This is a genomic window from Methylobacterium sp. GXS13, assembly GCF_001455965.1.
Classification (GTDB): Bacteria; Pseudomonadota; Alphaproteobacteria; order Rhizobiales; family Beijerinckiaceae; genus Methylobacterium.
This window is the reverse complement of sequence record NZ_LKKO01000102.1, coordinates 39,952-64,517: the sequence shown is the minus strand read 5'-3', so window position 1 is coordinate 64,517 and position 24,566 is coordinate 39,952. Positions and strand designations below refer to the sequence as shown.

The 24,566-nt window shown below is 67.6% G+C and carries 25 protein-coding genes and 1 pseudogene; 11 read left to right on the top strand and 15 right to left on the bottom strand.

Going from position 1 to position 24,566, the window contains the following annotated elements; genetic code table 11:
- Positions 1-210 precede the first annotated feature (210 nt).
- Both AO398_RS26800 and AO398_RS26795 read left to right on the top strand, forming a co-directional pair.
- Entirely contained in the window at positions 211-606 is a 396-nt protein-coding gene (locus AO398_RS26800) for a hypothetical protein (RefSeq protein ID WP_058195300.1), read from the top strand.
- Between the two features lie 87 nt (positions 607-693).
- Positions 694-1,032: a hypothetical protein gene (locus tag AO398_RS26795; RefSeq protein ID WP_058195299.1), complete on the top strand. Its 339-nt coding sequence runs from the start codon at positions 694-696 to the stop codon at positions 1,030-1,032.
- 284 nt (positions 1,033-1,316) lie between these two features.
- On the opposite strand, the gene AO398_RS26790 is transcribed toward AO398_RS26795, so the two are convergent.
- Positions 1,317-2,000 (bottom strand): TetR/AcrR family transcriptional regulator, encoded by a 684-nt coding sequence (locus AO398_RS26790; protein ID WP_152997675.1) that lies wholly within the window; start codon positions 1,998-2,000, stop codon positions 1,317-1,319.
- 114 nt (positions 2,001-2,114) lie between these two features.
- Here AO398_RS26790 and AO398_RS26785 point away from each other — a divergent pair, with 114 nt between their 5' ends.
- The 5 genes from AO398_RS26785 to AO398_RS26765 all read left to right on the top strand — a co-directional run bounded on the left by AO398_RS26785 (position 2,115) and on the right by AO398_RS26765 (position 10,060).
- Positions 2,115-3,551 (top strand): HlyD family secretion protein, encoded by a 1,437-nt coding sequence (locus AO398_RS26785; RefSeq protein WP_244498903.1) that lies wholly within the window; start codon positions 2,115-2,117, stop codon positions 3,549-3,551.
- Complete coding sequence (locus tag AO398_RS26780) at positions 3,548-5,122, top strand: DHA2 family efflux MFS transporter permease subunit (protein WP_058195295.1); 1,575 nt, start codon at positions 3,548-3,550, stop codon at positions 5,120-5,122. The genes AO398_RS26785 and AO398_RS26780 overlap by 4 nt, the downstream gene beginning before the upstream one ends.
- Before the next feature lies 1 nt (position 5,123).
- The gene (locus tag AO398_RS26775; RefSeq protein WP_058195293.1) at positions 5,124-6,740 is read left to right on the top strand and encodes an efflux transporter outer membrane subunit; all 1,617 of its coding nucleotides are present in this window, start codon (positions 5,124-5,126) and stop codon (positions 6,738-6,740) included.
- 651 nt (positions 6,741-7,391) lie between these two features.
- Complete coding sequence (locus tag AO398_RS26770) at positions 7,392-8,423, top strand: TRAP transporter substrate-binding protein (protein WP_058195291.1); 1,032 nt, start codon at positions 7,392-7,394, stop codon at positions 8,421-8,423.
- Positions 8,420-10,060: an acyl-CoA synthetase gene (locus AO398_RS26765; RefSeq protein ID WP_058195289.1), complete on the top strand. Its 1,641-nt coding sequence runs from the start codon at positions 8,420-8,422 to the stop codon at positions 10,058-10,060. The genes AO398_RS26770 and AO398_RS26765 overlap by 4 nt, the downstream gene beginning before the upstream one ends.
- 518 nt (positions 10,061-10,578) lie before the next feature.
- On the opposite strand, the pseudogene AO398_RS27930 reads toward AO398_RS26765, so the two are convergent.
- The 10 genes and pseudogenes from AO398_RS27930 to AO398_RS29600 form a co-directional block, all read right to left on the bottom strand.
- Positions 10,579-11,043 (bottom strand): annotated as a pseudogene (locus AO398_RS27930) (transketolase); the annotation flags it as partial.
- A 155-nt stretch (positions 11,044-11,198) separates the two neighbouring features.
- Positions 11,199-13,091: a TRAP transporter large permease subunit gene (locus tag AO398_RS26755; RefSeq protein WP_058195285.1), complete on the bottom strand. Its 1,893-nt coding sequence runs from the start codon at positions 13,089-13,091 to the stop codon at positions 11,199-11,201.
- Positions 13,092-13,103: 12 nt separating this feature from the next.
- On the bottom strand, positions 13,104-14,120 hold the full coding sequence (locus AO398_RS26750) for a TRAP transporter substrate-binding protein (protein WP_058195283.1): 1,017 nt from the start codon (positions 14,118-14,120) through the stop codon (positions 13,104-13,106).
- A gap of 216 nt (positions 14,121-14,336) precedes the next feature.
- On the bottom strand, positions 14,337-15,218 hold the full coding sequence (locus AO398_RS26745) for an NAD(P)-dependent oxidoreductase (protein ID WP_058195282.1): 882 nt from the start codon (positions 15,216-15,218) through the stop codon (positions 14,337-14,339).
- Positions 15,209-16,231, bottom strand: coding sequence for a transketolase family protein (locus tag AO398_RS26740; protein WP_058195280.1), 1,023 nt, complete (start codon positions 16,229-16,231; stop codon positions 15,209-15,211). The genes AO398_RS26745 and AO398_RS26740 overlap by 10 nt, the downstream gene beginning before the upstream one ends.
- A complete protein-coding gene (locus AO398_RS26735; protein ID WP_058195278.1) occupies positions 16,228-17,094 on the bottom strand; it encodes a transketolase in 867 nt (288 codons plus the stop codon). The genes AO398_RS26740 and AO398_RS26735 overlap by 4 nt, the downstream gene beginning before the upstream one ends.
- Before the next feature lie 12 nt (positions 17,095-17,106).
- Entirely contained in the window at positions 17,107-17,856 is a 750-nt protein-coding gene (locus AO398_RS26730) for an SDR family oxidoreductase (RefSeq protein WP_058195276.1), read from the bottom strand.
- 214 nt (positions 17,857-18,070) lie between these two features.
- On the bottom strand, positions 18,071-18,967 hold the full coding sequence (locus AO398_RS26725) for a LysR substrate-binding domain-containing protein (RefSeq protein ID WP_058195274.1): 897 nt from the start codon (positions 18,965-18,967) through the stop codon (positions 18,071-18,073).
- 74 nt (positions 18,968-19,041) lie between these two features.
- A complete protein-coding gene (locus tag AO398_RS26720; protein WP_058195272.1) occupies positions 19,042-19,332 on the bottom strand; it encodes a hypothetical protein in 291 nt (96 codons plus the stop codon).
- A gap of 116 nt (positions 19,333-19,448) precedes the next feature.
- On the bottom strand, positions 19,449-19,928 hold the full coding sequence (locus tag AO398_RS29600) for a hypothetical protein (protein ID WP_244498902.1): 480 nt from the start codon (positions 19,926-19,928) through the stop codon (positions 19,449-19,451).
- Positions 19,929-20,215: 287 nt separating this feature from the next.
- Between AO398_RS29600 and AO398_RS28895 the strand changes: the two genes are divergently transcribed.
- The 4 genes from AO398_RS28895 (at position 20,216) to AO398_RS26690 (ending at position 23,068) form a co-directional block, all read left to right on the top strand.
- The gene (locus tag AO398_RS28895) at positions 20,216-20,797 is read left to right on the top strand and encodes a hypothetical protein (RefSeq protein WP_160329364.1); all 582 of its coding nucleotides are present in this window, start codon (positions 20,216-20,218) and stop codon (positions 20,795-20,797) included.
- A gap of 119 nt (positions 20,798-20,916) precedes the next feature.
- Positions 20,917-21,183 carry a hypothetical protein gene (locus tag AO398_RS28675; protein ID WP_152997673.1) on the top strand — a complete coding sequence of 89 codons (267 nt, stop codon included), beginning with the start codon at positions 20,917-20,919 and terminating at the stop codon, positions 21,181-21,183.
- Positions 21,184-21,331: 148 nt separating this feature from the next.
- On the top strand, positions 21,332-21,595 hold the full coding sequence (locus AO398_RS26705; RefSeq protein WP_058195264.1) for a hypothetical protein: 264 nt from the start codon (positions 21,332-21,334) through the stop codon (positions 21,593-21,595).
- Positions 21,596-22,804: 1,209 nt separating this feature from the next.
- The gene (locus tag AO398_RS26690) at positions 22,805-23,068 is read left to right on the top strand and encodes a hypothetical protein (protein WP_244498901.1); all 264 of its coding nucleotides are present in this window, start codon (positions 22,805-22,807) and stop codon (positions 23,066-23,068) included.
- A gap of 247 nt (positions 23,069-23,315) precedes the next feature.
- Here AO398_RS26690 and AO398_RS26680 read toward each other — a convergent pair whose 3' ends face one another.
- The 4 genes from AO398_RS26680 to AO398_RS26665 all read right to left on the bottom strand — a co-directional run bounded on the left by AO398_RS26680 (position 23,316) and on the right by AO398_RS26665 (position 24,541).
- A complete protein-coding gene (locus tag AO398_RS26680; protein ID WP_058195257.1) occupies positions 23,316-23,516 on the bottom strand; it encodes a hypothetical protein in 201 nt (66 codons plus the stop codon).
- Between the two features lie 5 nt (positions 23,517-23,521).
- Positions 23,522-23,680: a hypothetical protein gene (locus AO398_RS26675; RefSeq protein WP_244498900.1), complete on the bottom strand. Its 159-nt coding sequence runs from the start codon at positions 23,678-23,680 to the stop codon at positions 23,522-23,524.
- Between the two features lie 45 nt (positions 23,681-23,725).
- Positions 23,726-24,283: a PAS domain-containing protein gene (locus tag AO398_RS26670; RefSeq protein ID WP_058195252.1), complete on the bottom strand. Its 558-nt coding sequence runs from the start codon at positions 24,281-24,283 to the stop codon at positions 23,726-23,728.
- Between the two features lie 75 nt (positions 24,284-24,358).
- Positions 24,359-24,541 (bottom strand): hypothetical protein, encoded by a 183-nt coding sequence (locus AO398_RS26665; RefSeq protein ID WP_058195250.1) that lies wholly within the window; start codon positions 24,539-24,541, stop codon positions 24,359-24,361.
- Positions 24,542-24,566: the final 25 nt, after the last annotated feature.

Genomic DNA, 24,566 nt, shown 5'->3' with positions numbered 1-24,566 from the left:
TGGCGTCCGTCGTCGAGAGCGCGCTGGGCCAGTACCGTGCCGCACGGGCCGGGGAATTCGACCTCACCGATCCGACGCTTGCGACCCTCGTAGGCGGGCCCGCGCATGCCTTGGATACTGTTCTTCGGTCGAGCGGGGCTTCGGGGCTCGGGGGTTCTATCAACGGGAAGGATGCAGGATGGCACGTGGACGGGCCGGGAACGTTGGCCGGTGACCCGTACGTTCTCCGGCGCAACGAGCCGGGAGGTCGATTCGACGAGGATTTACAGGGCGACGCGCACGACCGAGAATGCCATCGATGGCGACGGGTTCGTCGCCCGGGCCTATCTACCGGGTCACCTCGAGCCGGAAGACACCGACCATGGTCGTGGACCGCTCGCGACGATCATGGAATCATTCCTCGCGCCGGGGACGCACATCAAGCTCCACGAGCATGTCGCCGACGAGATCGTCTTATGGGTCCCGACCGGTGTGATGCGCCACGACGCCCCCGAGGACGGCCATCTCACGCCCGACGCGGATCATCTCATGGTCATGAACGCCGGCTGGGGTCTTCGGCGCGAAGAGCGCGTCCGCAACGACGACCCGCCGCGGCGCATGCTGTAAATCTTCATCCGGCCGCCTGCCAAAGATTTGGAGCTCTGTAGCCAGCACGGCTGGCTTCCGGTGCCGCGTGCAAACATATGGCGTGACGTGTTCGGGCCGGCCGGAAGCGGGGCCCACTTCCATGTCCGCAATGCCGTTCATTGCCGCGACATCCGCATCGCGGCGGGGGAGACCACGATCCTGCCGACGGAGCCCGGCCGGAGGACCTACTTCTTCGTGTTCGAAGGATGCGTCATGGCCGATGGCCAGAGCTTCGGCGATGCCGGAAGCAGGCTGGCGACGGGGGCCGGTCGCATCCCGGTTCAGGCGGTCGAGGATGCGGTGGTCCTGGCCTTCGTGGTCGACACGCAGGCCGAGGTCTACCGCGGCGGCACAGGCGGAGACGGCGAGCCCGTCCATGCGATGGCTGCACGCGCCCGCCGCTGAGATCCGCCTCCGGCGGACGGAAGACGGTCAGGTCGTCTCGAGGCGGAGGGAGCATCCTCACCTCCCGGTCCGCGTTCGGAGCGTTCGCTCGGGACCCGTATCGGTTGCTCTTTGGCCATTGCGGCATACTCCGAAACCGGACGCTGCCCACCTTACTGATCACGTAGTATCCCGCCGCAGAACGCGGGCAGGCGTCTTGCCAGACGCTGCCAGCCCATTTCGGTGCGGGGAACTTCGGACGTCGGATCGCTCCCTACCGCACCGTTCGGCGAGGAAGGCGACCTTCATCCGGATGACCGCGTTCGACGCCGGGCGACGTACGACTTCGAGAATGTTCGCACCACCTCGTCGACATGTGCTTCGATCTGCGCTCGATCGATGGCGAAGGAGTGCGGAGTGAACAGCATCAGCGGGACGAACTTGCCCACGACGCTCCCGGTGTAGATCTCTGCAGCCAACCCCGGTGCGTCGCCGACGAACTCCCCCCGGGCTTTGGCGTCCGTGAGATAACGGGTGAGCTTCTGAAGCGTGCGACCGGGGGCCATCGCGTAGAAGGCATCCCCGAGTGCCGGATACCGGGGTGTCTCGTTCACGATGATGCGAGCGAGTGCTACGACCGTGGGGCTGCACATGCATTCCAGCAGCGAGATACCCACGGATCGCAAGATGATCGGAATGGGTCGATCGCTCTCAAGCTCCGCATCGAGTGTCTGTCTGACCTCGTTATTTCGGTTGTTCACGATTTCTAAAAACAGATCTTCCTTGCTGCCGAAGTGGCGATAGAGCGTCTCCTTGGATGCACCTGCGGCTAGAGCGACCATCTTCATGGTCGTGTCGGCAAAGCCATACTGCAGGAATACCTGCTCGGCGGCCCGAGCGATCTCCCCACGTCGCCGCGCGCCGCGTGGGATGGGCCCGCGCGGCATCTTTTGGTCGACAACCGCGGCGCTTGACATCGATCGGTTCACCCGCGCTTATCCGAACCGCCGGGTTCGGTTGTGCCGGCCATCCATAAGGCAAGCCGGTCGCGCGACCTAGTGTTCCGCCAGACCACGCCGTCGATAAGGTTCCAAGCTCCATCCATGACCGACGACGCGGATAGCCGTTCCCGCCCGTATGACCGCTCACGCAGCCGGCGCGATTATCTCGATGTCGGGTCCGGAGCTGACGACCGGGGGCGCTCACGGTCCGGCGCGCCCGATGCCGGCGGACGTCGGGACACCGACCGAAGTGAGCGCTCGGCTCCGGACGATCGGCAGCCTCGTTCCGATGGCTATCGGGACATCGAGTACGACGATCCTGCCGAGGACCGAAGGCGTCGGACCTCCTCGGGCGACGACCGCTCCGAGTACGACGGCTCGGATCGGCACGAGCGCAACGGAGAGCGCGGTCGAGACAGGAAACCGAAGCGGCGGGACGATACACCGGAGCAAGGCTCTAACAAGCGGGATGCCGGCGAGGATCAGGACGCCAACAAGCGCAAAAAGCGGCGACCGCTGGTGATCGGCATCGCCGCTCTCGTGGTTCTGCTGATGATCGGCGGCGGGCTCTACTTCTGGCTGTCTACCCGCGGCAAGGCCACGACCGATGATGCCTATACCGATGGCAATATCGTCACGGTCGCGCCGCAAGTCGCCGGGCAGGTGGTCGCCCTGGACGTGACCGACAACCAGTTCGTCCGCAAGGGCGACCCGCTGTTCCGCATCGATCCCCGACAGTACGTCTATCGGCAGGAGCAGGCCCAAGGTCAGCTCGACGCCAACAAGGCGCAGGTCGCCAACCAAAAACTTGGCGTCGAGATCGCCAGGAAGAACTTTCCGGCCGCGCTCCAACTCGCTCAGGCGAACCTCGCCTCGGCACGGGCCAACCTCGCCTTGCAGCAGGCGAACTACGACCGACAGAAGAGCCTGCCCAAACTGGCGACCACACAGCAGGACGTGGACACCACGGCGTCGAACTACCAGCAGGCGAAGGCGCAGGTCGAGCAGGCCGAGGCCCGCGTCGTCCAGGCCATGCCGGTCCAGCAGAACATCGGCCAGTCCGAGCAGCAGGTCGATCAGTTGCAAGGACAGGCGGAGCAGGCCAAGGGCCAGCTCGACCAAGCCATCCTCAATGTCGAGTGGAGCGTAGTTCGCGCGCCCCAGGATGGCTGGGTCACGAAGCGCAACGTCAATGTCGGCGACTACCTCACGGCCGGCCAGCAGGTCATGTCCCTGGTCACCACGGATGCCTGGATCACGGCCAACTACAAGGAGACCGAACTCGACGGCATGCGGCCCGGTCAGCAGGTCACCATCACGGTGGACGCCTATCCCGACCTCGACCTGCACGGCCATGTCGACTCGATCCAGCGCGGCTCCGGCTCGAAGTTCTCGGCCTTCCCGGCCGAGAACGCCACCGGCAACTTCATCAAGATCGTCCAGCGGGTGCCAGTGAAGATCGTGATCGATTCCGGACTCAGGAAGGACGAGCCGCTACCCTTGGGCATCAGCGTCGAGCCGACGGTGCTGCTCAAATGAGCCAGGACCAGAACCAAGGCTGGAAGCCGGCCTACAACCCCTGGCTGATCGCCATCGCGGTCACGTTGGCGGCGTTCATGGAGATCCTGGACACCACCATCGTCAACGTCGCCCTACCGTACATCGCCGGCTCGCTCGCCGCATCGAGCGACGAGGCGACCTACACGCTCACCGCCTACCTCGTCGCAAACGGCATCGTGCTGACCATCGCGGGCTGGCTCTCGGACACGATCGGGCGCAAGCGCTATTTCCTGATCTGCATCGGGATGTTCACGGTGTCGTCGTTCCTATGCGGCATCTCGCAGAGCCTCGGGCAGATCATCGTCTTCCGCCTGATGCAGGGCTTCTTCGGAGGCGGACTGCAGCCGAGCCAGCAGGCGATCATCCTCGACACGTTCCCGCCGTCCAAGCGTGGGGCGGCTTTCGGGGTCACTGCTGTGGCCACCATCGTGGCCCCCGTCCTCGGGCCGACGCTCGGTGGCTACCTCGTGGAGCACCTCGACTGGCGCTGGATCTTCTTCGTCAACGTGCCCGTCGGGATCGTGGCGGTCATCGCCAATGGCGTCCTGGTGCAGGACCCGCCCTCGGAGACGGAGAAGCGCAAGACCAAGCGCGGCATCGACTATATCGGTCTATCCCTCATCGTGATCGGCATCGGTTGCATGCAGATCATGATCGACCGCGGCGAGGACGATGGCTGGTTCGGTTCGCCGTTCATACGCACCATGGGGGTCCTGGGCTTCCTCGGCACCTTCGGGGCGATCTGCTGGCTGCTGACCGCCCGGAAGCCGATCATCGACCTGGAGGTCTTCAAGGACAAGAACTTCGCCATGGGCTGCGTCCTCATCGGTGCCATGGGGTTCGCCCTGTACGCGAGCGCGGTCATCATCCCACAGTTCGCCCAAAACGTGCTCGGCTACCCGGCCCTGCAGTCCGGCCTGATCCTCTCGCCGGGCGGGGTCGTGGTGATCATCCTGATCCCGATCGTCGGACAACTCATGAAGGTCGTGCAGACCCGCTACATCGTCATGTTCGGCTTCGCCCTGATGGGGACTGCGCTCATGTATTCGAGCAAGCTTTCCCCCGACATCGACTTCAGGACGCTGGTGCTCATGCGTTCCTTGCAGACGGCCGCGCTGGGCTTCCTGTTCGTGCCGATCTCGACCATCGCCTACCTGACCCTGCCCCAGAAATACCGAAGCGACGGCGCGGCGCTCTTCTCGATGTTCCGCAACGTGTTCGGATCGCTGGGGATTTCGCTGTCCACGGCTGCCGTAACGGAGCGGACGCAATCCGACCAAGCTCACCTGTCGGGTTTCATGACGCCGCTCCGGCAGGGCTACAACACGCTGATCCAGGAGAGCGAGCACACCCTCCGGTCGCTGGGCCGCGCCGCGTCCGTCGTGCACCAGCAGGCCATCGCCCACACCTACCAGACCTACATGAAGCAGGCGCAGATCCTGGCGTACGGCAACGTCTTTCAATACACGGCGGTGATAGCCTTCCTCGTCGTGCCGCTCTGCTTCCTGATCTCGGCCAAGACCGCGCAAGGCGGCGGCGGAGGACACTGACATGGCTCTCCGTCGACACCATCGGCAACGTGGCTGCGCGGCCCTCGCGACCGTCGGACTCGGGCTGGCCGGTTGCACGGTCGGTCCGGATTTCATGCCCCCCGCCCCGACGATCACGGAGTCGAGCGACTACCTCGACACCGGCCTTGAAACTCGGACGCCGCTCCCGCTCCTGGCGCGCACCAGCGAGGCGGAGCCGGCGGTGGCGTGGTGGCTCGCCTTCCGCGATCCGATCCTGGCGCAGCTCGAAGACCGCGTCGCGTCGCAGAACCTCGATGTGCAGACCGCCACGGCGCGCCTGTTCGAGAGCAGGGCACAGCTCGGCACCGCGGCCGCCGCCGGGCTGCCGATGCTCAACGGTCAGGGCAATGCCTACCGGCAGCAGTTCAGCAAGAACGGCACGATCGGGCTGCTGTCGAGTTCCCTCGGCGGCGCCTCCGGGAGCGGAACCTCAGCCACGTCCAGCGGCAGCCTGACCGCGCCGCTGACGAACGGGTTCGAGAGCTACACCCTCGGCTTCGATGCGTCCTGGGAACTCGATCTCTGGGGCCGCGTCCGCCGATCCGTCGAATCCGCACAGGCACAGGCCGACGCGTCGGCGGAGCAGCGACGCGACGCGCTGGTCTCCAGTCAGGCCGAACTGGCGCGTGACTACGTGCAGCTCCGCGGCACCCAGGAGCAGATCCGGATCGATCTGGCGAACATCCAGGTCAACGAGCAAATTCTCGACGTGGTTCGGATCCGCCAGCAGAAGGGCCTCGTCAGCGGCCTCGACACGGCCAACGCGGCCCAGCAGGTCGAGGCGATCAAGGCGCAGTTGCCACAGCTCCAGCAACAGGAGATCCAGCAGATCAACGCGATCTCGCTGCTGCTGGGCGAGCCACCGCTCGCCCTGTCGCAGGAGCTTGTGACCGGTCGGTCGATCCCGCCAGTACCGCCGCGCGTGCCGGTGGGGTTGCCGTCGAGCCTGGTCCTGCGTCGACCCGACATTCGGCGGGCGGAAGCGAATCTCCATTCCGCCGTCGCCGAGATCGGGGTCGCCGAAGCGCAGTTCTTCCCGACCGTGACGCTGAGTGCGAGCCCGACCGTGAACGCGGTCGATCCGGGCAAGATCTTCCGCGGTTCGTCCCTGCAATACATGAACGTGGGCCCGTCGATCTCGATCCCGTTGTTCGAGGGCGGCCGGTTGCGATCGAACCTCGTGCTTCAGCGTGCCAGACAGCAGGAGGCGGCGATCGCCTATCAGAAGGCGGTCCTCCAGGGCTGGCACGACGTCGTCAACGCGCTCGCGTCGCTCAAGGGAGACGAAGCGAGGCGGGCGCGCCTCGCTAGGCAGGTGGCTGACGCGCGACAGGCGCTGTCCCTGTCTCGGGCGCGCTACACGCAAGGCGTCGAGATCTTCACCACGGTCCTCCAAGCCTCGCAGACCGTGCTGCAGGCCGAGACCAGCCTCGTCCAGGCGACGGCGGCGATCTCCACGGACTTCGTTGCCCTGTCCAAGGCTCTGGGCGGGGGGTGGGAGACTGCCTTTCCGCCCGGTCCGACGCCTCCGCCTGTGCTGTCGCGCGTCTCGATCCCGGCATCCGACATCACGCACATCGACACAGTCGCTCCATGACGTTTGGCCACGCCCAACGAACGTCGGATGCAACGGGGTGATCGAAGTGCCTGACCGCAACGTGCGTCTCGATCACCCTCGATCCGACCGATCGGGAGCGGATGATCAGTTCCCGGCACATGTCGATCGTCCGCGCTTCCGTTGGTTCATCCCGGAAGCGGGCTGGCATAAATCCACCCAACCCAGTCGTAGATCTCTGCTGCGTCGACAGCCGGGAAGCGGACCTTCCCAGGACGGACATTGGCTCGCAGACGACCGCGGAACGTCACGGTAGGCGTGGTTCCAGGACCTGGCTTTATGCTCCTCCGCGCGGTGGCGAGTGCGCGTTCGTTAGCCTCTGGGGCCACCAAGCCCACCAGTTGAGTCTGAACCCTCGCCCGCCGATCTGTCGAACTCGAACCGTTGCTTGGCCCGCTCGACGCGAAGCCCGCTTGCGCAGGGGTGGGATCAGCCGCGCCGGCGGCCGCTTCCACTTGGCTCGACAACCCCGCTCGCCCTGACAAGTCGCTCACTCCGATAGCCGAGCCGAAACCGCCCCGTTGACTGGTTTCGGCCAGCGGCTATCGAAGCCTCAATACGCAGAGAGTCCGCGCACGAACGTGGACCCTGAGGAAACGCAGGGCCCGCGGGCCCATACCAAGAGGGCCGCCCATGTCGTCGCCATTCCACCTGTCCCGTCGCCGGTTCCTGTCCGCGAGTTCCACGGCGCTCCTCGCCGGGACGGTGGCCAGCCCGCACGTGGCCCGGGCGCAACGGGCCGACTTCACCTATAAATACGCGAACAACCTGCCCGACACGCACCCGATGAACATCCGCGCCCGCGAGATGGCGGATGCGTTGCGCGTCGAGAGCGGTGGCCGGTTCGATCTCAAGATCTTCCCCACGAGCCAGCTGGGCTCGGATACCGACACGCTGAGCCAGCTGCGCTCCGGCAGCGTCGAGTTCTTCACAATGTCGCCGCTGATCCTCTCGACGCTTGTGCCCAACGCCTCGATCAACGGCATCGGCTACGCCTTCCCAGATTACTACGCGGTCTGGCCGGCGATGGACGGAGAGCTGGGGGCCTGGGTCCGCCAGCAGATCGCCAAGGCCAACCTCGTGGCCATGGAGAAGATCTGGGACAACGGCTACCGCCAGACCACCTCCTCGACCCGGGCGATCGCCAGACCGGACGACTTCAAGGGCTTCCGGATCCGCGTGCCGGTCTCGCCGCTCTGGACCTCGATGTTCCGGGCGTTCGAGGCCGCCCCCGCCTCGATCAACCTGAACGAGACCTACTCGGCCCTCCAGACCAAGATCGTCGAGGGCCAGGAGAACCCGCTCGCGGTGATCGCCACGACCAAGTTCTACGAGGTGCAGAAATACTGCTCGCTCACCAACCACATGTGGGACGGCTACTGGTTCCTGGCGAACCGCCGCGCCTGGGAGCGCATCCCCGAGGACCTGCGCACGATGGTCGCCCGCCACATCAACGCGGCCGGGATGAAGGAGCGGGCCGACGTCGCCAAGCTCAATGCCAGCCTCCAGGAGGACCTGACCAAGGGCGGCCTCGTGTTCAACAAGCCCGATCCGGAGCCCTTTCGCGAGAAGCTGCGCAAGGCCGGCTTCTACGCCGAATGGAAAGGCCGGTACGGCGAGGAGGGGTGGTCCCTCCTGGAGAAGGCTTGCGGGAAGCTCGCATGAGCGGCCGGGCGGGGCCGGCGCCGCGCGGCGGCGTCGCGCCCTATTCCCGGCGGGTGATGAATCTCACCCATTTTCTGCGCCGGGCGGCCCGCCGCTGGCCCGACGCGATCGGCCTCGCCTGGGGCGACCGGAGTTGGAGCTGGGGCGCCCTCGACGCCCGGGTTGACGCCATGGCGGCGGCGCTGGCGGCGCGCGGCGTCACCAAGGGCGACCGGGTGCTGGTCCAGGCCCGCAACGGCAACCCGCTGTTCGAATCGATGTTCGTCTGTTTCCGACTCGGCGCCGTCTGGGTGCCGACGAATTTCCGGCAGACGCCCGCGGAGGTCGCCTATCTCGCCAGCGCCAGCGGCGCCGCGGCGCTGATCTGCGGCACGGAGTTCCCCGACCACGCCGCCGCGATCCGCGCGGCCGCACCCGTGCTGGGCCTCGTGCTCGAGATCGGCGGCTCCACCTTCGGGCTGGATTACGACGCCCTGGTCGACGCGCATGCGGGGGAGGCGGCCCCGACCGCCGATGTCGAGCACGACGATCCGTGCTGGTTCTTCTTTACCTCGGGGACCACCGGCCGGCCGAAGGCGGCGGTGCTCACCCACGGCCAGATGGCCTTCGTCATCACCAACCATCTCTGCGACCTGATGCCGGGCACCACCGAGGCCGACGCCTCCCTGGTCGTCGCGCCGCTCTCGCACGGCGCCGGCATCCATCAGCTCGCCCAAGTCGCGGCCGGCGCGAAGACGGTGCTCACCGGCGGCGCGCGCCTGGACCCCGCGGAGGTCTGGTCCCTGGTGGAGCGGTGGCGGATCACCAATCTGTTCACGGTGCCGACCATCGTGAAGCTCATCACCGAGCACCCGGCGGTCGCGGCCCACGATCACACCAGCCTGCGCCATGTGATCTACGCTGGCGCGCCGATGTACCGGGAGGATCAGAAGCGGGCGCTACGGGCGCTCGGGCCGGTGCTGGTCCAGTATTTCGGGCTCGGCGAGGTGACCGGCAACATCACCGTGCTGCCGCCACGTCTCCATGCCGCCGAGGACGGGCCGGGGGTGAAGGTGGGCACCTGCGGGTTCGAGCGCACCGGCATGCAGGTGCAGATTCAGGACGGGGCAGGGCAGGAATTGCCGGCGGGCGAAACCGGCGAGATCTGCGTCTGCGGCCCGGCGGTGTTCGCAGGCTACTACGACAACCCGGAGGCCAACGCGGCGGCGTTCCGGAACGGCTGGTTCCGGACCGGCGATCTCGGCCACCTCGACCCGGAAGGGTTTTTGTTCATTACCGGCCGCGCCTCGGACATGTACATCTCCGGCGGGTCGAACGTGTATCCGCGCGAGACCGAGGAGAAGCTGCTGCGGCACCCTGCCATCGCCGAGGCCGCGATTCTGGGCGTACCCGACCCGGCCTGGGGCGAGATCGGCGTGGCGGTCTGCGTCGTCCGTCCCGGGGCCGAAATCACCGAGACCGCGCTGATCGCATGGCTCTCCGGCGAGGTCGCCCGCTACAAACTGCCGAAGCGGGTGTTCTTCTGGGACGCATTGCCGAAATCCGGCTACGGCAAGATCACCAAGCAGTCGATCCGCCAGGAACTCGAAGCCCGGAATTGCCTACTCCTCGAGGCAGGTCCCGCTGTCAAACGGTGAGGGCGCGGGCGACTGCATTCGCTGCACTGCACGAGCCGGATATAGTCCTCAGATCAATCCGATGAAGATTCCGTGTCCTCTGCATGCCTTTTCTGCATGGCAGGCCACTTGAGACCTCCCTGACACGCAATCCCGGGCGGGCGCATATTGCACCGCAGCAACCGGGCGCATGGCCCGGTCCTCGTTCGGGATCAGGCACGATGGCGACCCTCGCGTATCTCGTTGGCTTTCGCGCTGAGCGTTCGCTTCTCGGCCAGGTCGCGAACCGCCTCGAAAGCGCGCTGAAGCGCGTCGCCAACGGTCGCTATGCCGAGCAGCGCGCGCGCATCGTGCGCACCGGCGGCGCCGGGATGATCTGACCGGCGGAGACGCCCTAAGTCAGACGCGCCCGCGCCACCTCCACCACCGCCTCGGCGGTGATGCCGAAGTGGCGAAATCGGGCTTCCGGCGCCCCGGATGCGCCGAAGCCGGTCATGCCGACGAAGCCGCCCGTCTCGCCGATCCAGCGGTCCCAGCCGAAGCGCGTAGGTGCGGTGATCGACGAGATCGAGACCGAACGTGGCGGCGAGCTTGGCCTCGGCCACGGCCATGCCGACGGCGTTGGCGATGCCCTGCCCGAGGGGCCCGGTGGTCGCCTCGATGCCGAGCTCGGGGGCGATCTCCGGATGGCCGTGGGTGTGCGAGCCGAGCTCGCGGAAGCACCGGATCCGCTCCATCGGCAGGCCGGCATAGCCGGCGAGATGAAGCGCAGCATAGAGCAGCATCGAGCCGTGCCCGTTCGAGAGCACGAAGCGGTCGCGGTCCGGCCATTCCGGGTCGGCTGGGTTGCACTTCAGGTGACGTGTGAACAGCGCCACCGCGATCTCTGCACAGCCAAGCGGCGCGCCGGAATGCCCATCACCCGCCGGCTCGATGGCGTCGAGGGACAGGAAGCGGATCGCGTCGGCCATCCGGGCGGTGAGGGCCTCTCGAGTCTCCGGCATCGCGGTAGCTCGGGGCTCAGGCGTGCGTCAGGGTCTCCAAAGGGCTCAGCCCTTTGGCGGGGTATCGGGGCGGAGCCCTGATGGACCAGGCTGCTCGAGAGCAGGGCTTTGCCCTGGACCCACGAAAGGTCTCGGACCTTTCGAATCCGGGTTTTTCAGAGGAACCCGATCGAGAACCAGGGGACCAGGATGATGACGACGAGGCCGACGAGCAAGGCCAGGATGTAGCCGACGATCGGGCGCATGCCCGCGTCCGGGTGGATCCGGCTGATCGCGCAGGCGGCGTAGTAGCCGACCCCGAAGGGCGGGGCGAACAGGCCGATCCCCATCGCGAGGATCACCACCATCGCGTAGTGGACCTCGTGCACGCCGACCTGTCGGGCGATCGGGAACAGCAGCGGGCCGAACAGCACGATCGCCGGAATGCCCTCCAGCACCGAGCCGAGGATGATGAAGGCACCCGCCGACACGAACAGGAAGCCGACGGGGCCGCCCGGCAGGCTCTTCATCGCCACCGCGAGCGTCTGCGAGAAGCCCGATTGGGTCAGCGCCCAGGCCATGCCGGTGGCCGCGCCGATGATCAGCAGGATCGCCCCCGACAGCGTCGCGGTCATGACCAGCATCGGGTAGAGCCGCCGCCAGTCGAACTGGCGGTAGATCAGGAGCCCCGCCAGCACCGCGTAGACGATGCCGATGGTCGAGACCTCGGTGGCGGTGGCGATGCCCTCGACCACCGCGAAGCGGATCACGAACGGCAGCGCCAGGGCCGGCACCGCCACCAGCAGCGCCCGGCCGATCCCCTCCCCGGAGGGCCGGGCGACGTGGCTCAGATCCTCCCCGCGGTAGCGCCACCAGACCAGGGCGCAGAGCGTCACGGCCAGGACCAAGCCCGGCAGCAGCCCGCCGGTGAACAGCGCCGTGATCGACACGCCGGTGACCGAGCCGATGGTGATCAGCACGATCGAGGGCGGGATCGTCTCGGTCTGCGCGCCCGTGGTGGCCAGGAGCGCCACGAGGTCGCCCTCCTTGGCGCCCCGCGCCTTCATCTCGGGAAACAGCACCGGCGCCACGGCGGCCATGTCGGCGGCCTTCGAGCCGGAGATGCCCGAGACGAGGTACATCGCACCGACCAGCACGTAGTGCAGGCCGCCGCGGACATGGCCCAAGAGCGAGGCCAGGAACCCGACCATGGCCCGGGCCATGCCGGTCATCTCGATCAGCAGGCCGAGGAACACGAACAACGGCACTGCGAGCAGGATGAGGTGGCTCATGCCCTCGTCCATGCGCCCGACCACCACCATCGACGGCGCGCCGGTGGTGAGGGTGATGTAGGCGTAGGTCGACAGCCCGAACGCGAAGGCGATCGGCACGCCGGAGAAGACCAGGGCGCCGACGCCGAGGACGAAGAACAGCAGCAGGTTGAGATTGCCGAGCCCCGCGAAGACGGGCTGGAGGGCGACGAGCCCGGCGGCGATGCCGCCGCCCATGGCGAGCGCCCCGACGGTGAGCCGCCAGTCGGCGGTCTCCAAGAGGCGGATCAGCGCGACGAGCAGCATCAGGCCGAAGCCGATCGGCAGGGCGGCGGCCCGCCAGGCGTTGTTGAGCTCCAGCGCGGGGGTCTGGACGAAGGTCTCCTCGCTGGCGAATTCGAAGGCCGGCTCCAGCACCAGCGCCACGAAGATCAGGCCGGCCACGAGGGCGACCGTTTCCAGGAAGGCGCGCATGCGCGGGCCGCACATCGCTACGATGGCGGTCATGCGCATGTGCTCGGCGCGGCGGAAGGCGACCACGGCCCCCAGCATGGCGAGCCACAGGAACAGGATCGCGGCCAGCTCGTCCGACCAGACCAGCGGCTCGCGGAAGACGTAGCGGCTGACCACGCCGCCGAACAGCACGGCGATCTCGGCCAGCACCAGCAGGGCTGCCGGGATCTCCACGAGGTAGCCCAGGGCCACGTCCAGCTTGCGCAGCCAGGTACGGGCACGCAGGGGCGGCCCTGCCAGCTCAAGCCCGGCCGCGCTCTCGACGGCCGCGATGTCGATTTGCATGGCGTCCGTTCCTTAGGTGAGCTTGCCGGATACGTCTTCGAGATACGCCCACGCCGCATCGCCGTACTTGGCCTTCCAGTCCCGGTAGAAGCTCGTCCGGCCCAGCGCGTCGCGGAAGCGGGCACGGTCCACATCGACGAAGGCGATGCCCTTGGCGGCAAGGCTCTCGCGCAGAGAGAGGCTGAGCGTCGCCACATCCGCGCGCTGGTCGGTGCCGGACCGGTCGAGCTCGCGCGAGACCGTCTGGCGCAGGTCCGCCGGCAGGCGCTGCCAGGCCTTCTTGTTGCCCAGGATCCAGTAGCCGTCCCAGACATGCCCAGTCAGGCTACAGGATTTCTGCACCTCGTAGAGCCGGGCCGTGGCCGTGATGGCGAGCGGGTTCTCCTGACCCTCGACCACCTTGGTCTGGAGCGAGGAATACAGCTCGTTGAAATTGATCGGCGCCGCGCCGGCATCGAGGGCCTTGAACAGCGAGGTCAGCATCGGCGCCGGCGGCACGCGGATCTTGAAGCCCTTCAGGTCCTCCGGCGTCCTGATCTCGCGGGTCGAGGAGGTGATCTGCCGGAAGCCGTTGTCCCAGACCTTCGAGACGGTGAGGATCGGCGTCTTGGCGATCTCGGCCCGGACGTAGTTGCCCAGCCCGCCATCCATCGCCGACCAGACCGCGTCGTAATCCTTGAACGCGAAGCCTGTGTTGGGCAGGCTCGTGGCCGGCACGAAGGTGGCGAGGATCGAGGTGGCGAGGTTGAAGAACTCGACGCTGCCGTTGCGCACCTGCGCCAGCAGGTCGGTGTCGGAGCCGAGCTGATTGGCCGGGAACAGCTTGATCTCCAGGCGCCCGCCGGTCGCCTCGCGGATCCGGTCGAGGGCCTCCTGCGCCCGGACGTTGACCGGGTGGGTCGGGTCCTGGCCGGTGGCGAGCTTGTAGGAGAACTCAGCCGCCTGTCCGCGCCGGGTCAGGATGCCGAAGACCGGCACGGCAGCCGCGCCGGCGAGCAGGCTGCGGCGGCTGAAACGCGTGTCGCGCATGATTTCACTCCCTGGGTCGTCCCGAGCCGCCCGATCCCCGCCGTTAGCCGGTCATGTGGATCGTACGTCCCTCCGTTATTCGGCCCCGGATACGGGTTCCGGTGCCGTTATCGTGCGTCTCACGCGCCGCTTCTTCTCCGGCGCGGATCATCCGGGCTCCGCGGCGCACGGACAAGCCGCGCCGGCCCGCAAGCCCCTACATTCAAGCCCCTACATTTACTTGCCGTTGAGCGCGCGATAGGCGCGCACGACCTGGCTGTCGTCGGCACCGCCGTCGCCCCGGCCCGAAGTCGAGACGAAGAGCTGATGGGCCAGCGCCGCCAGCGGCAGGGCCGCACCGGCGCTGCGGCCGGCCTCCAGCACGATGCCGAGATCCTTGACGAAGATGTCGACCGCGCTGGTCACCTCCGGCTCCACCTCCAGCATCCGGGGGCCGCGGTCGCGCAGCATCCAGCTCGCAGCCGAGGAGCCCGAGAGGATCTCCAGCACCACCGCGCAATCGACCCCGACCCGCCCGGCCAGGGCCATCGCCTCGGCGGCGGCCGCGATATGGACGCCGCACAGGAGCTGGTTCACCGCCTTGACGGTGGCGCCCTGTCCCGGCCGCTCGCCGACATGGAAGATCCGGTCGCCGAGCGCGTCGAGGATCGGGCGGATCGCCGCCAGCGTCGCGGCCGGGGCCGCGGCCATGATCGTGAGCTTGGCGGCCTTCGCCCCGACGACCCCCCCCGAGACCGGGGCATCCACGAACCGGCGGCCGGTGGCGCAGACGCGTGCCGCGATGGCCTCCACCGCCCCCGGCGGACATGTCGCCATCAGGACCACGATCCCGTCCGGGGCGAGGGCGTCGAGGGCGCCGCGCGCGAACAGCACCTCCTCGGCCTGGGCGGCGTTCACCACCATCAGCAGGAGCACGTCGGCGCCCTCGGCCGCCTGCGCCAGGGTCTCGGCCGGCGCCCCGCCCAGGGCCACGAGCGCCGCGCGGCTCTCCGCCCGGATGTCGTAGCCGCGCACGGAGAAACCCGCGGCGACGAGGTGGGCCGCCATCGGCAGGCCCATGGCGCCGAGGCCGACGAAGGCGAGGCGGCTCACAGCCATCCGCGGATGCTCCGCGCCATGGCGGCCGCCGAGATCCCATAGCGGTCGTGCAGCGTCGGCAGGGCGCCGGCATCCAGGAATTCGTCCGGGAGGCCGATCTGGCGGAAGCCGCGCTCGGGCATCGTGCCGTTGCGCATGAGCAGGCCCGCCACCGCCTCGCCGAGGCCGCCGATCACCGTATGGTTCTCGGCCACCACCACGAGCCGGCCGCCGCGCCGGGCCTCATGCAGGATCGTCGCCTCGTCCAGCGGCTTGATCGTCGGCACGTGCAGGACCGCCACGTCGATCCGGTCGTCGCGCAAAGCGTCGGCCACCTCCAGCGCCCGCATGGTCATCAGGCCGGAGGAGACGACCAGCACGTCGCGTCCGTCGCGGATCGTCTTGGCCTTGCCGAGCTCGAACGTGTAGCCGTACTCGTCGAGCGCCAGCGGGACGTTGCCGCGCAGGAGCCGCAGGTAGACCGGCCCCTTATGGGCGGCCATGGCCGGCACGACCTGCTCGATCTCGTGCGCGTCGCAAGGGTCGATGATCGTGAGGTTGGGCATGCCGCGGAAGATCGCGAGGTCTTCCGTCGCCTGGTGGCTCGGGCCGTAGCCGGTGGTCAGGCCGGGCAGGGCGCAGACGATCTTGACGTCGAGATTCTCCTCCGCGATCGCCAAGCAGATGAAGTCGTAGGCCCGGCGGGCGGCGAACACCGCGTAGGTGGTGGCGAACGGTGTGAAGCCTTCCCGGGCGAGCCCGGCCGCCGCGCTCATCAGGAGCTGCTCGGCCATCCCCATCTGGTAGAAGCGTTCGGGATGGGCCTGCGCGAAGATGTGCAGGTCGGTGTATTTCGACAGGTCCGCCGACAGGCCGACGATGTCGGGGCGCGTCTTGGCGAGCTCGACCAGGGCATGACCGAAGGGCGCGGGTTTGGTGCGCTGCCCGGGGGCAGCCAGCGAGGCGATCATCGCCGAGGTCTTGAGGCTGCCGCCCTCCCGCGGAGCGGGCTTCTCGTATTTCGAGCGTCTCACCGCACCCTCCCTTCGTCCAGGATCGCCAGCGCGCGCTGCCATTCATCCGGCTCGACGCGCAGGAAGTGGTTGCGCTCGCGCGCTTCCAGGAACGGCACGCCCTTGGCCATGCGCGTGTCGCAGATGATGATCCGGGGCTGCGGCCCCGGGTGGTTCCGGGCGGCGTCGAAGGCCGCCACCAGCGCGTCGATGTCGTTGCCGTCGACCCGCTGTACGAACCAGTTAAACGCCTCGAATTTCGGGGCCAGCGGTTCGAAGTTGAGCACCCCCGTGGAGGCGCCGTCGGCCTGCATGCCGTTCACGTCGACGAGGCCGATCAGGTTGTCGAGCTTGAACGAGCCCGCCGACATGGCGGCCTCCCAGGTCGAGCCCTCGTCGAGCTCACCGTCGGAGAACAAGTTGTAGACGAAGCTCTTCGAGCCCTTTCGCTTCAGCCCGAGGCACATGCCGACCGCGATCCCAAGCCCGTGGCCGAGCGACCCGCCGGTGATCTCCATGCCGGGCGTGTAGGCGGCCATGCCCGACATCGGCAGGCGGCTATCGTCGCCGCCATAGCTCGTCAGCTCGTCCTCCGGGATGATCTCCGCCTCGATCAGCGCCGCGTAGAGGGCGATGGCGTAGTGGCCGATCGAGAGCAGGAACCGGTCGCGGCCCTCCCATTCGGGATCCTCGGGCCGGTAAGTCATGGCGTGGAAGTAGCTCACCGCCAGCACGTCGCTGATGCCGAGGGCCTGGGCGATGTAGCCCTGGCCCTGGACCTCGCCCATGCGCAGGGCGTGGCGGCGGATGCGGTAGGCGCGCTCGCTGAGCGGGACGTTGGACCCCGCGCGGGGCCGTTCGGTCGGCGGCCTATCGGTCGACATGGGACTCCCCCCTCAGTGGATCAGCATGCCGCCGTTCACGTCGATCACCGCGCCGGTGATGTACGCGGACAGGTCGGAGGCCAGGAACAGGCAGGCCTTGGCGACGTCGTCGGCCACCCCGAGGCGCCCCAGCGGGATGCCCTTGGCAATCTCGACCTTGAGCTCGGGGGTGAGCTTGCCGCCGGTGATGTCGGTCTGGATCAGGCCGGGCGTCACGGCATTCACCCGGATCCCGTCGGGGCCGAGTTCCCGGGCCATGGCCTTGGCGAGGCCGAGCACGCCGCCCTTGGCGGCGCTGTAATGCGGGCCGCCGAAGATGCCGCCGCCGCGCTGGGCGGAGACCGAGGACATGCACACGATCGCCCCCGAGCCCTGGCCGCGCATGCCCGGGATCACGGCCTGGCTCATGTAGAGCGTGCCGCGCAGGTTCACGTCGGTGACGGCGTCGTAGTTCTCCGGCGCGATGTCCATGATCTTGAGCGGCTGGGTGATGCCGGCATTATTGACCAGCACGTCGATGCGCCCGAGCCGGGCGGCGATCTCCTCGGCGGCCCGGTCACAGGCGGCCCGGTCGGTCACGTTGCAGGCGAGGCCGATATGGCCGGAGCCGATGTCGCGGGCGGCCTCCTCGGCCTGGCCGGCATCGAGGTCGAGCACGGCGATGCGGGCACCGGACTGCGCGAACAGGCGCGCCGTGGCCTTCCCGATGCCGCGGGCGAAGGCCGTGCCGGTGATCACGCAGACCCGATCGTTCAGAACCATGGGACCCTCCCGGCGATCCGCGCGCGTGCGGCATCGAAGCCTGTCGTCGCGACGGAGGCTAGGGCCAGCCGGCGACCGCGATCCGGGGATCGACGGCTTCGCGGTGACGTTTCCTCGCGTCTTGTTCGTTGCGGCGACATTGGCCCGGGGCGGCCCGCGCGACAAACGCGAATCCTGCACCTGCAGGTGAATGGGATTCACCTGCCCTCGCGGTTCAGGCGAGTTCTGCGTCCAGCTCGATCGCGAGTTCCCGGGCGAGCCAGCGGGCGAAGACCCGCAGGGGCGCCCGGCGGCGGGCATCGGCCGGGCAGACGAAATGGTGGCCGATGTAGCTGATATCCTCCGCCCGCCCGGCGAGCGGTGCCACCAGCCGACCGGCGGCGATCTCCCGCTCGGCGAGTCGGGTGGATTCAAGGGCGACGCCGAGTTCCTCGGCCGCCGCCGCCAGGGCCAAAAAGCTCCGGTCGAAGCGGATGGCGGCGGTGGGTGGCGCGGTAAGCCGGTTGCGCTCGAACCAATGGGTCCAGCGCACCTGCTTGTTGTCGCTCTGGATCAGGGTCTGCGCGAACAGGTCGGCGGGGCCGGCGATCCGGGCGGCGCGCTCGGGATCGCAGAGCGGCGTTACCGTCTCACGCCCGAGCGACATGCGCACCAGCCCCTCGCCCCGGGGCGGGCCGTAGACGATGTCGGCGTCGAACTCGTCGGTGATGAAGCGGGCATAGTCCATGCCGGCAGCCAGCCGCACCTCGAAGCCCGGATGCTCTCTGAGGAAGCGCGCCAGCCTTGGCGCGAGCCACTGCGCCGCGAAGCTCGGTGCGCAGTGCAGCCGCAGCAATTGCGGCCCGCGATTGGCCACGAGGTCGAGGCCGCGATTCAATTCGGCGAAGGCGCCCCCGACATGATCGCACAGAGCCTCGCCGGCCGGGGTCGGGGCGATGCCCTGCCCGTTCCGCTCGAACAGGGCGACGCCGAGAATTTCCTCCATCTTGCGCACGGCGTGGCTGACCGCGCTCGGCGACAGGTTCAGCTCGCCGGCCGCCGCCTTGAACGAGCGTCGCCGCGCTGCAGCCTCGAAGATCCGGACGGCGGAAAGGGGAACGGGCGGACGCATCCGCGGCAGGATGGGCCGGGGTTATCGGTACTGGCAATGGCCGCGAAGCACGTCCGGCGCGCGGACGACCTAACTCAGGCTGCCAAGGCCGTGCTTCCGTCCCGGCCGTGCGCCTGATCCATGACCTCGCCGATCCGCTCGCCCACGGCGATCGCGATCCGGTCCGAGGCCGCGCCTTCCGAGCCCTGCTGGCAGATCCGGGTGAGGACGTCGGTGACGCGCTGTTCCATGACGGCGAGGATGGCCGCGGCGGCCGCAGGCTGCGCGCCCCGGAGCACCGCCGCGAGATCGCAATAAGCGTCCTGGAGGAGCCGCAGCGTCAGGCGCTCGACCGCCTGCTCGTCTTCCGCCTTCAAGGTCCGCATGCCACGCCTCCCTCGGGTCGCTGGCTGCAACGTGGGGCGGACATGTTAACAGTGCGTAAAAAGACCGCGCCGAGAGCCCCGATCGGCTAACCATGACGCCGCGCGGCAACCCGAGATCAACAGCCGGAGCAGATGCCGCTCGCGGCGTCCCGACCGCCCTTCAGCAGGCGGTCCATTGCCGCCTCCCGGTCGTAGGTCCGGGGCGCGACACCTGCCGATACCGCCCCGTCCGCGGATGCGAGAACCGGCGGCTTCAGGAGATCGCCGGGGCGCAGCGCCTCCCAGGTCATGCGGCTGCGCCGGGACGTGTCCAGGGCCGCGTTCGGGTTCAGGCCGTGGGGCTCGACCGTGGCGGCCGGGACCTTCAGGGTCCCGGGAATGACGATGCGCGGCAGGTCGACGACCGATGCGACCGGCACCTCCGGAACCGTGGATACCGGCGTCGCCGGGGCGGATGAAGCGGTGCGCGGCAATGCACTGTAGGCAGTCGGAACGTTCGGCAGACGCGAGCACGCCCCCGCCAGCAACACCAAACCTAAAGTCGCGATCCGCGGCACAGAGATCATGATCGCCCCGATGCGAGACGCGGCTCGCATCGCAGGCCGCAATCCCTTTGCATTATCGAATAATTAAGCGACTGTCCAATGAACCGCCATCGTCATGACCCACGAACAGGATTCAAATACTTGCCACCACCGGGAAACAGCACAATGATCTTGCGCCGATCAACCGCGGACGACGAAAGCATCGCCGGCTCGGCCGGCCTAAAACCGCACCGGCAGCATACGTATTGAGTACCGAAGTCTCAAGAAAACGGTTTGCTCGCCCGCACCCACAGGGCAACAAGACGCTTGGCGGCCTTGGGCTGTCGCCGAGATGGGTCATGAAGCGCGTTGCACACTCCTTAACGGCGGCACTTGCTGCATTCGCCATCGGGTTGCCGTCCATAAGCGCGGCCTTTCCCGCCCGCCGGGACATGGAACAGCCCAAGCCGGCTTCCGATCGGAGCGCGCTCATCGCCGAGCGTCAGCAGCGGACTTGGCAACAACTGTCAGGATCGATCTGTACGGGTTGCATCACCGCGGCCAACCGTGTCGCAACGGTCAGCTACGACAAGCCAAGCCTGATCCAGTTGGCGCAGCTGGCCCCGCGCGTGCAGACGGCGACGCGCCGCCCCCGGGCCAAAATGCGCCTCGCCCAGCTGCGCAAGCGCTACGCCCGGCTCCACCGGCACGACCGCCGCAGGCTCGCCCTGCGAGCGCATCCCGTCCGGCTGGCGAAGCGCCTGCCCCCGCGCAGGCTCGCGCAGCTCTACACGCCGCCGGTCGCCTGGACGGTCGGGTCGATGCCGGTCGCGTACCCGCTGCCCGAACCGCCCGGCGAGCGCCCGTGGGTGCCGCAGGATGACAACCGGTGGCACGCGACGATCCTGCCGGCGTCATCGCTGCGCCCGCGGCGCTCCTGACACGCCGCCAAGCGGGCCATCATCAAGCGCCGGGATCAGGGGCCTAAAACGCCGCACGGCAGACGGGGAGGGGGATTGAACCCCGCCGCCCGCATCACGTTGTGCCGGCGGAGCCTCCTATGATCGTCATCCGCCTCATCGCCGCCGGCCTCGCCGTCGCACTTAGCCTCAACGCCGCGCGAGCGATGGATGGGTATCTGACGGGCAGCATCGCCCGGCCCGCCACGGCTGAATCGGTCCAGGATGTTGCGGCCCTCGCCGACGCACGACCAGCCGCGGTAACGCTTCCCGAGCAGAGCGTAACCACCACGAACCCGGCGCCGAAAGCATTGCCGCCGCTGAAGCCTCTGCCGAAATGGGATCCTCGGGTCTGCGTAGGCTGTTAGCGACGCGGAGGCTGGCTCGTAGCAAGGACGCCGTCGAGCCTGAGCCGTGATGCTCCGCCCTGATGCATCAGGTCGCTGCCCCGGGTCGGAACCGTCCGTGCTCCGGACGCGTCGACTTCACGACCCCATCAACCGTTAGAGTCCGATCATGCGCGCCCTTCTCCTCGCCACCGCCTGCCTATCCGCAATCGGCGCGACGCCCGTCCTGGCTCAGGTGCAACAGGGCAATCCCAACGCCGCGAACCAGTCCATGGAGTACAACAGCCAGATGCGCTCCTTGCGGCAGGAGCAGACCACGCAGGGCAACACCCTCCAAATGAACATCGAGCGGAACCAGGCCGCAACGCCCGCTCCCAATACCGGGCCGAACACTATCGGCCCGATCGGTGGCGGCACCGGCGTCAGCCGCTAAGCCGGCGGACTGCCCGAACGGTCGAAGGATCGCGCGCTTACTGCTCGGGCAAACCGGGTCGGTTGCTCCGAACCGGCAATGCCCGTCCGCCCCAAGCTATGTGATGTCGATGACGATGCCGACGGAGGTCGTCGCATCACCCTGGGTATCGAAGAAGGTTCGCCCGCGGCACAGCGCGCAGCGAACACCGTGCTGCTTAGAGCGAACACGGTGCTCGCGTACCGTTTCGCCGAGCCCCTTCAAACCATGATGGATCTGGCTTCGAAGCCAGACCACGTCGTCGTAGACCCCCGCTAAAGCCTCATCGGGCGCGAGGTCTCGCCCTGCAAGTGCAGCCTCGCCGGCAAGGAGTTCCGCCGCGCCACGGCTGTACCGAGCGACCCTAGGACGGTGATCCCATTCCCAGGGTTCAACCACACCAGCCGTAGCGACGCATGGTCCGATCGCGGCTCGTCGCCCTCGTCGTCATCGCCACCGTCTGCCATGCCGCCCCCTCGGTCCGCATTAGAACATAGGCCTAGGCGCAACTCCCGGTAGTGAAGCTACCAAAAACGAACCCGATCAGTCCTATCAGGTATGGCGTTGTTGCAGCCTCTGAAGACGCCGATCAGGCTCCCTTGCACCGAGAAGTCCAGCTCTGGCAGCGTCGAATATCTACAACCCGCGGCGGAGCTCGGCCTTATGCTGCCCTACCGACATAGTTTTATGTCCGGGTCTCAGGCCTCGGTGTCCCAAGCAACTGCTGCTCACAGCAGCAACAATTGGTTAACCATAACGTCCCAGGTTGCTCCCAGAGATCGGCTGTGTAGCCGGGCGCCGGAAGAGCAGCACCGCCTTCGGGATGACACGGTGCGGCCTCGTCGGCGCAGTCGCATCAAGCCCGCCACTGGAAAACCAGGGCGGGCCTGCTCGTTTTGGACCTTGATTGATTAGCGCTGCGGTGCAGCATGGCGTGTCGTCTTGAGGGACACCCACCGGCTCGGTCCAAATCCCCCCTCACACGGAACGGGTCGGGGGCCTCAGACACGGAGCAATCCCGCTTCTGGCCGCATGGCCTGCCGACAGCTCGTGGCGTAGCTCGGCCGGATGTCATCCGGTCTCGCCCCCACCCTGATCCCGAACCCCGTCGACATGTGGTACGGCGCCATTGAGAATATCTCCGAGCGCGCCTCGCCATGTCGCTACCTAACGCCAGCGCAGTGAGCCGCGATGCGGGAGGCAGCGCTCGACTTCTGCGTCCGGTTCGGCGCCGAGGCCCACGCCTTGGACCGGACGTCGCCTCATCTCTTCGGCGTCCACCCCGAGCACGGCACGCTCCGGGTCGACTACTGCGGTGCGCTGATGGTCGCCGGGAAGAAGGTGCAGGCGGTCGAGGGGAATCAGATCGTGTTCGAGCGGACCGCCGGTTACCGGAACACGCCAGGCAAAGTGTGGGGCCCGCCGATCTGGGAGTTCAAGACGAAGGGCGGCTAATCCCGCACTTCGCTCGGTCCGAGCTCCGCGATCACCGCCGGCCCGGCCGCTGTTAGGAACCACGCCGGCTGCGATCGCCCGGGCCCACGCACGTGCCGCTTCTGAACCAGCCCCATCTCGGCCAGCATCAGCATGTAGGTCGGATAAGCTCTATGCCGGAGGCCCTGCGGATGGGCCGCGCAGGCCCAGAGCGCCCGCAAGGCGCGGCCTCGGATCGGGGCGCGTACGGTTTTCGGTCGGCATCCGGTCAGCGGCCCTCGACGAACAAGAGCAGTGTGCCGGACACGATCAGCATGGTCCCGAAGGTGATGGCCGCCACGACGTTGCGCCTGTCGATCTTCCGGTTATCGCGAGTACTCATCACAACCCTGACGACCAAATAGCCGCCATCGGCGCCAGCGACGATGACGGCAGCAAACAGGATCCAGCCGGTAAGGGTCTGAGGCATCGCGATTACTGCAGCCGGCCGACCCCGGAGTTCAGGCAGAGGCGGATGGCCAGGGCCAAGAGACCGCCAGCGGTGAGCCAGGTGCCGCCGGCGACGCGCCAGTTCTCGAAATCGACGTCCGGCTCCACCGTGTGGCCGCGGGACGTGAGCACCGTTACGGCCACAGCGATAAGATCTTCCTCGAACATGCGGCTACGCGGACGCCGCGCTTAGCTCGACAGCCTTCGGGCAAGGGTACGACCGATGCTTGTCAGCAGCAGTTCGGAGAGGCTCCGGAGGTCGACGTGATCACCCGCCTTCAATGCCGTGTGCGCCTCGATGCAGCGATCGGCTGCCACAAGCAGCGGATCCTCGCCTCCCTGAGCGAACAAGGCGGCTGGGACGCTCGAACTACGGTGACCGACCGTGGTATCGATGTAGGCACCGAGGCCCTGCATCCGGCCGTCCTCAATATGCGAGATAGTACCTCGGTTGAGGATCCAGCGTACAGCGCCCGCTTCGCCCAGCACCCGAAACTCGGCCGAGAACGGTCCGCCGGTCCGGCGCACTTGGCGGATCTGCCTGAACAACCAGTCCCGGTCGTCGGGGTGTATGCGTCCAAGTGCAGCTTCAAGGGGGAGCGGCTGGCCGGCGAGGCCGGGGTTGCCAGCCATCACAGCCGCTGCCCCTTCATCCAGCACGGAGCGGCCTGCGGCGACATCTGTGTTCCAGATCCCGATCAGTCCGGCGGCATGCAAAGCTGGAACCGCTGCGGTGAGAGCTACCATCCGACCGTCCCCGATACGTCCATCGTAATCTTCTTACGACGAACCGGGCACGAATGTTTCATTCGGTATGCGTGATTACGCGGATGCGACGTTCATCCGGCGAAGCGCCTCGGTAAGGCGCTCCTCGTCGGACTGATCAGGCATGTCGGCGACCACCGTCTCGACCATCGTGCGCACGGTCAACTCATCGAGACCGAGGCCACGGGTGAACCCGTCCAGGCGTCGCGTCAGGCTTTGGAACACCGCACGCTTGTGCATGGCCCCCAAATCAAGTCCTTCGATC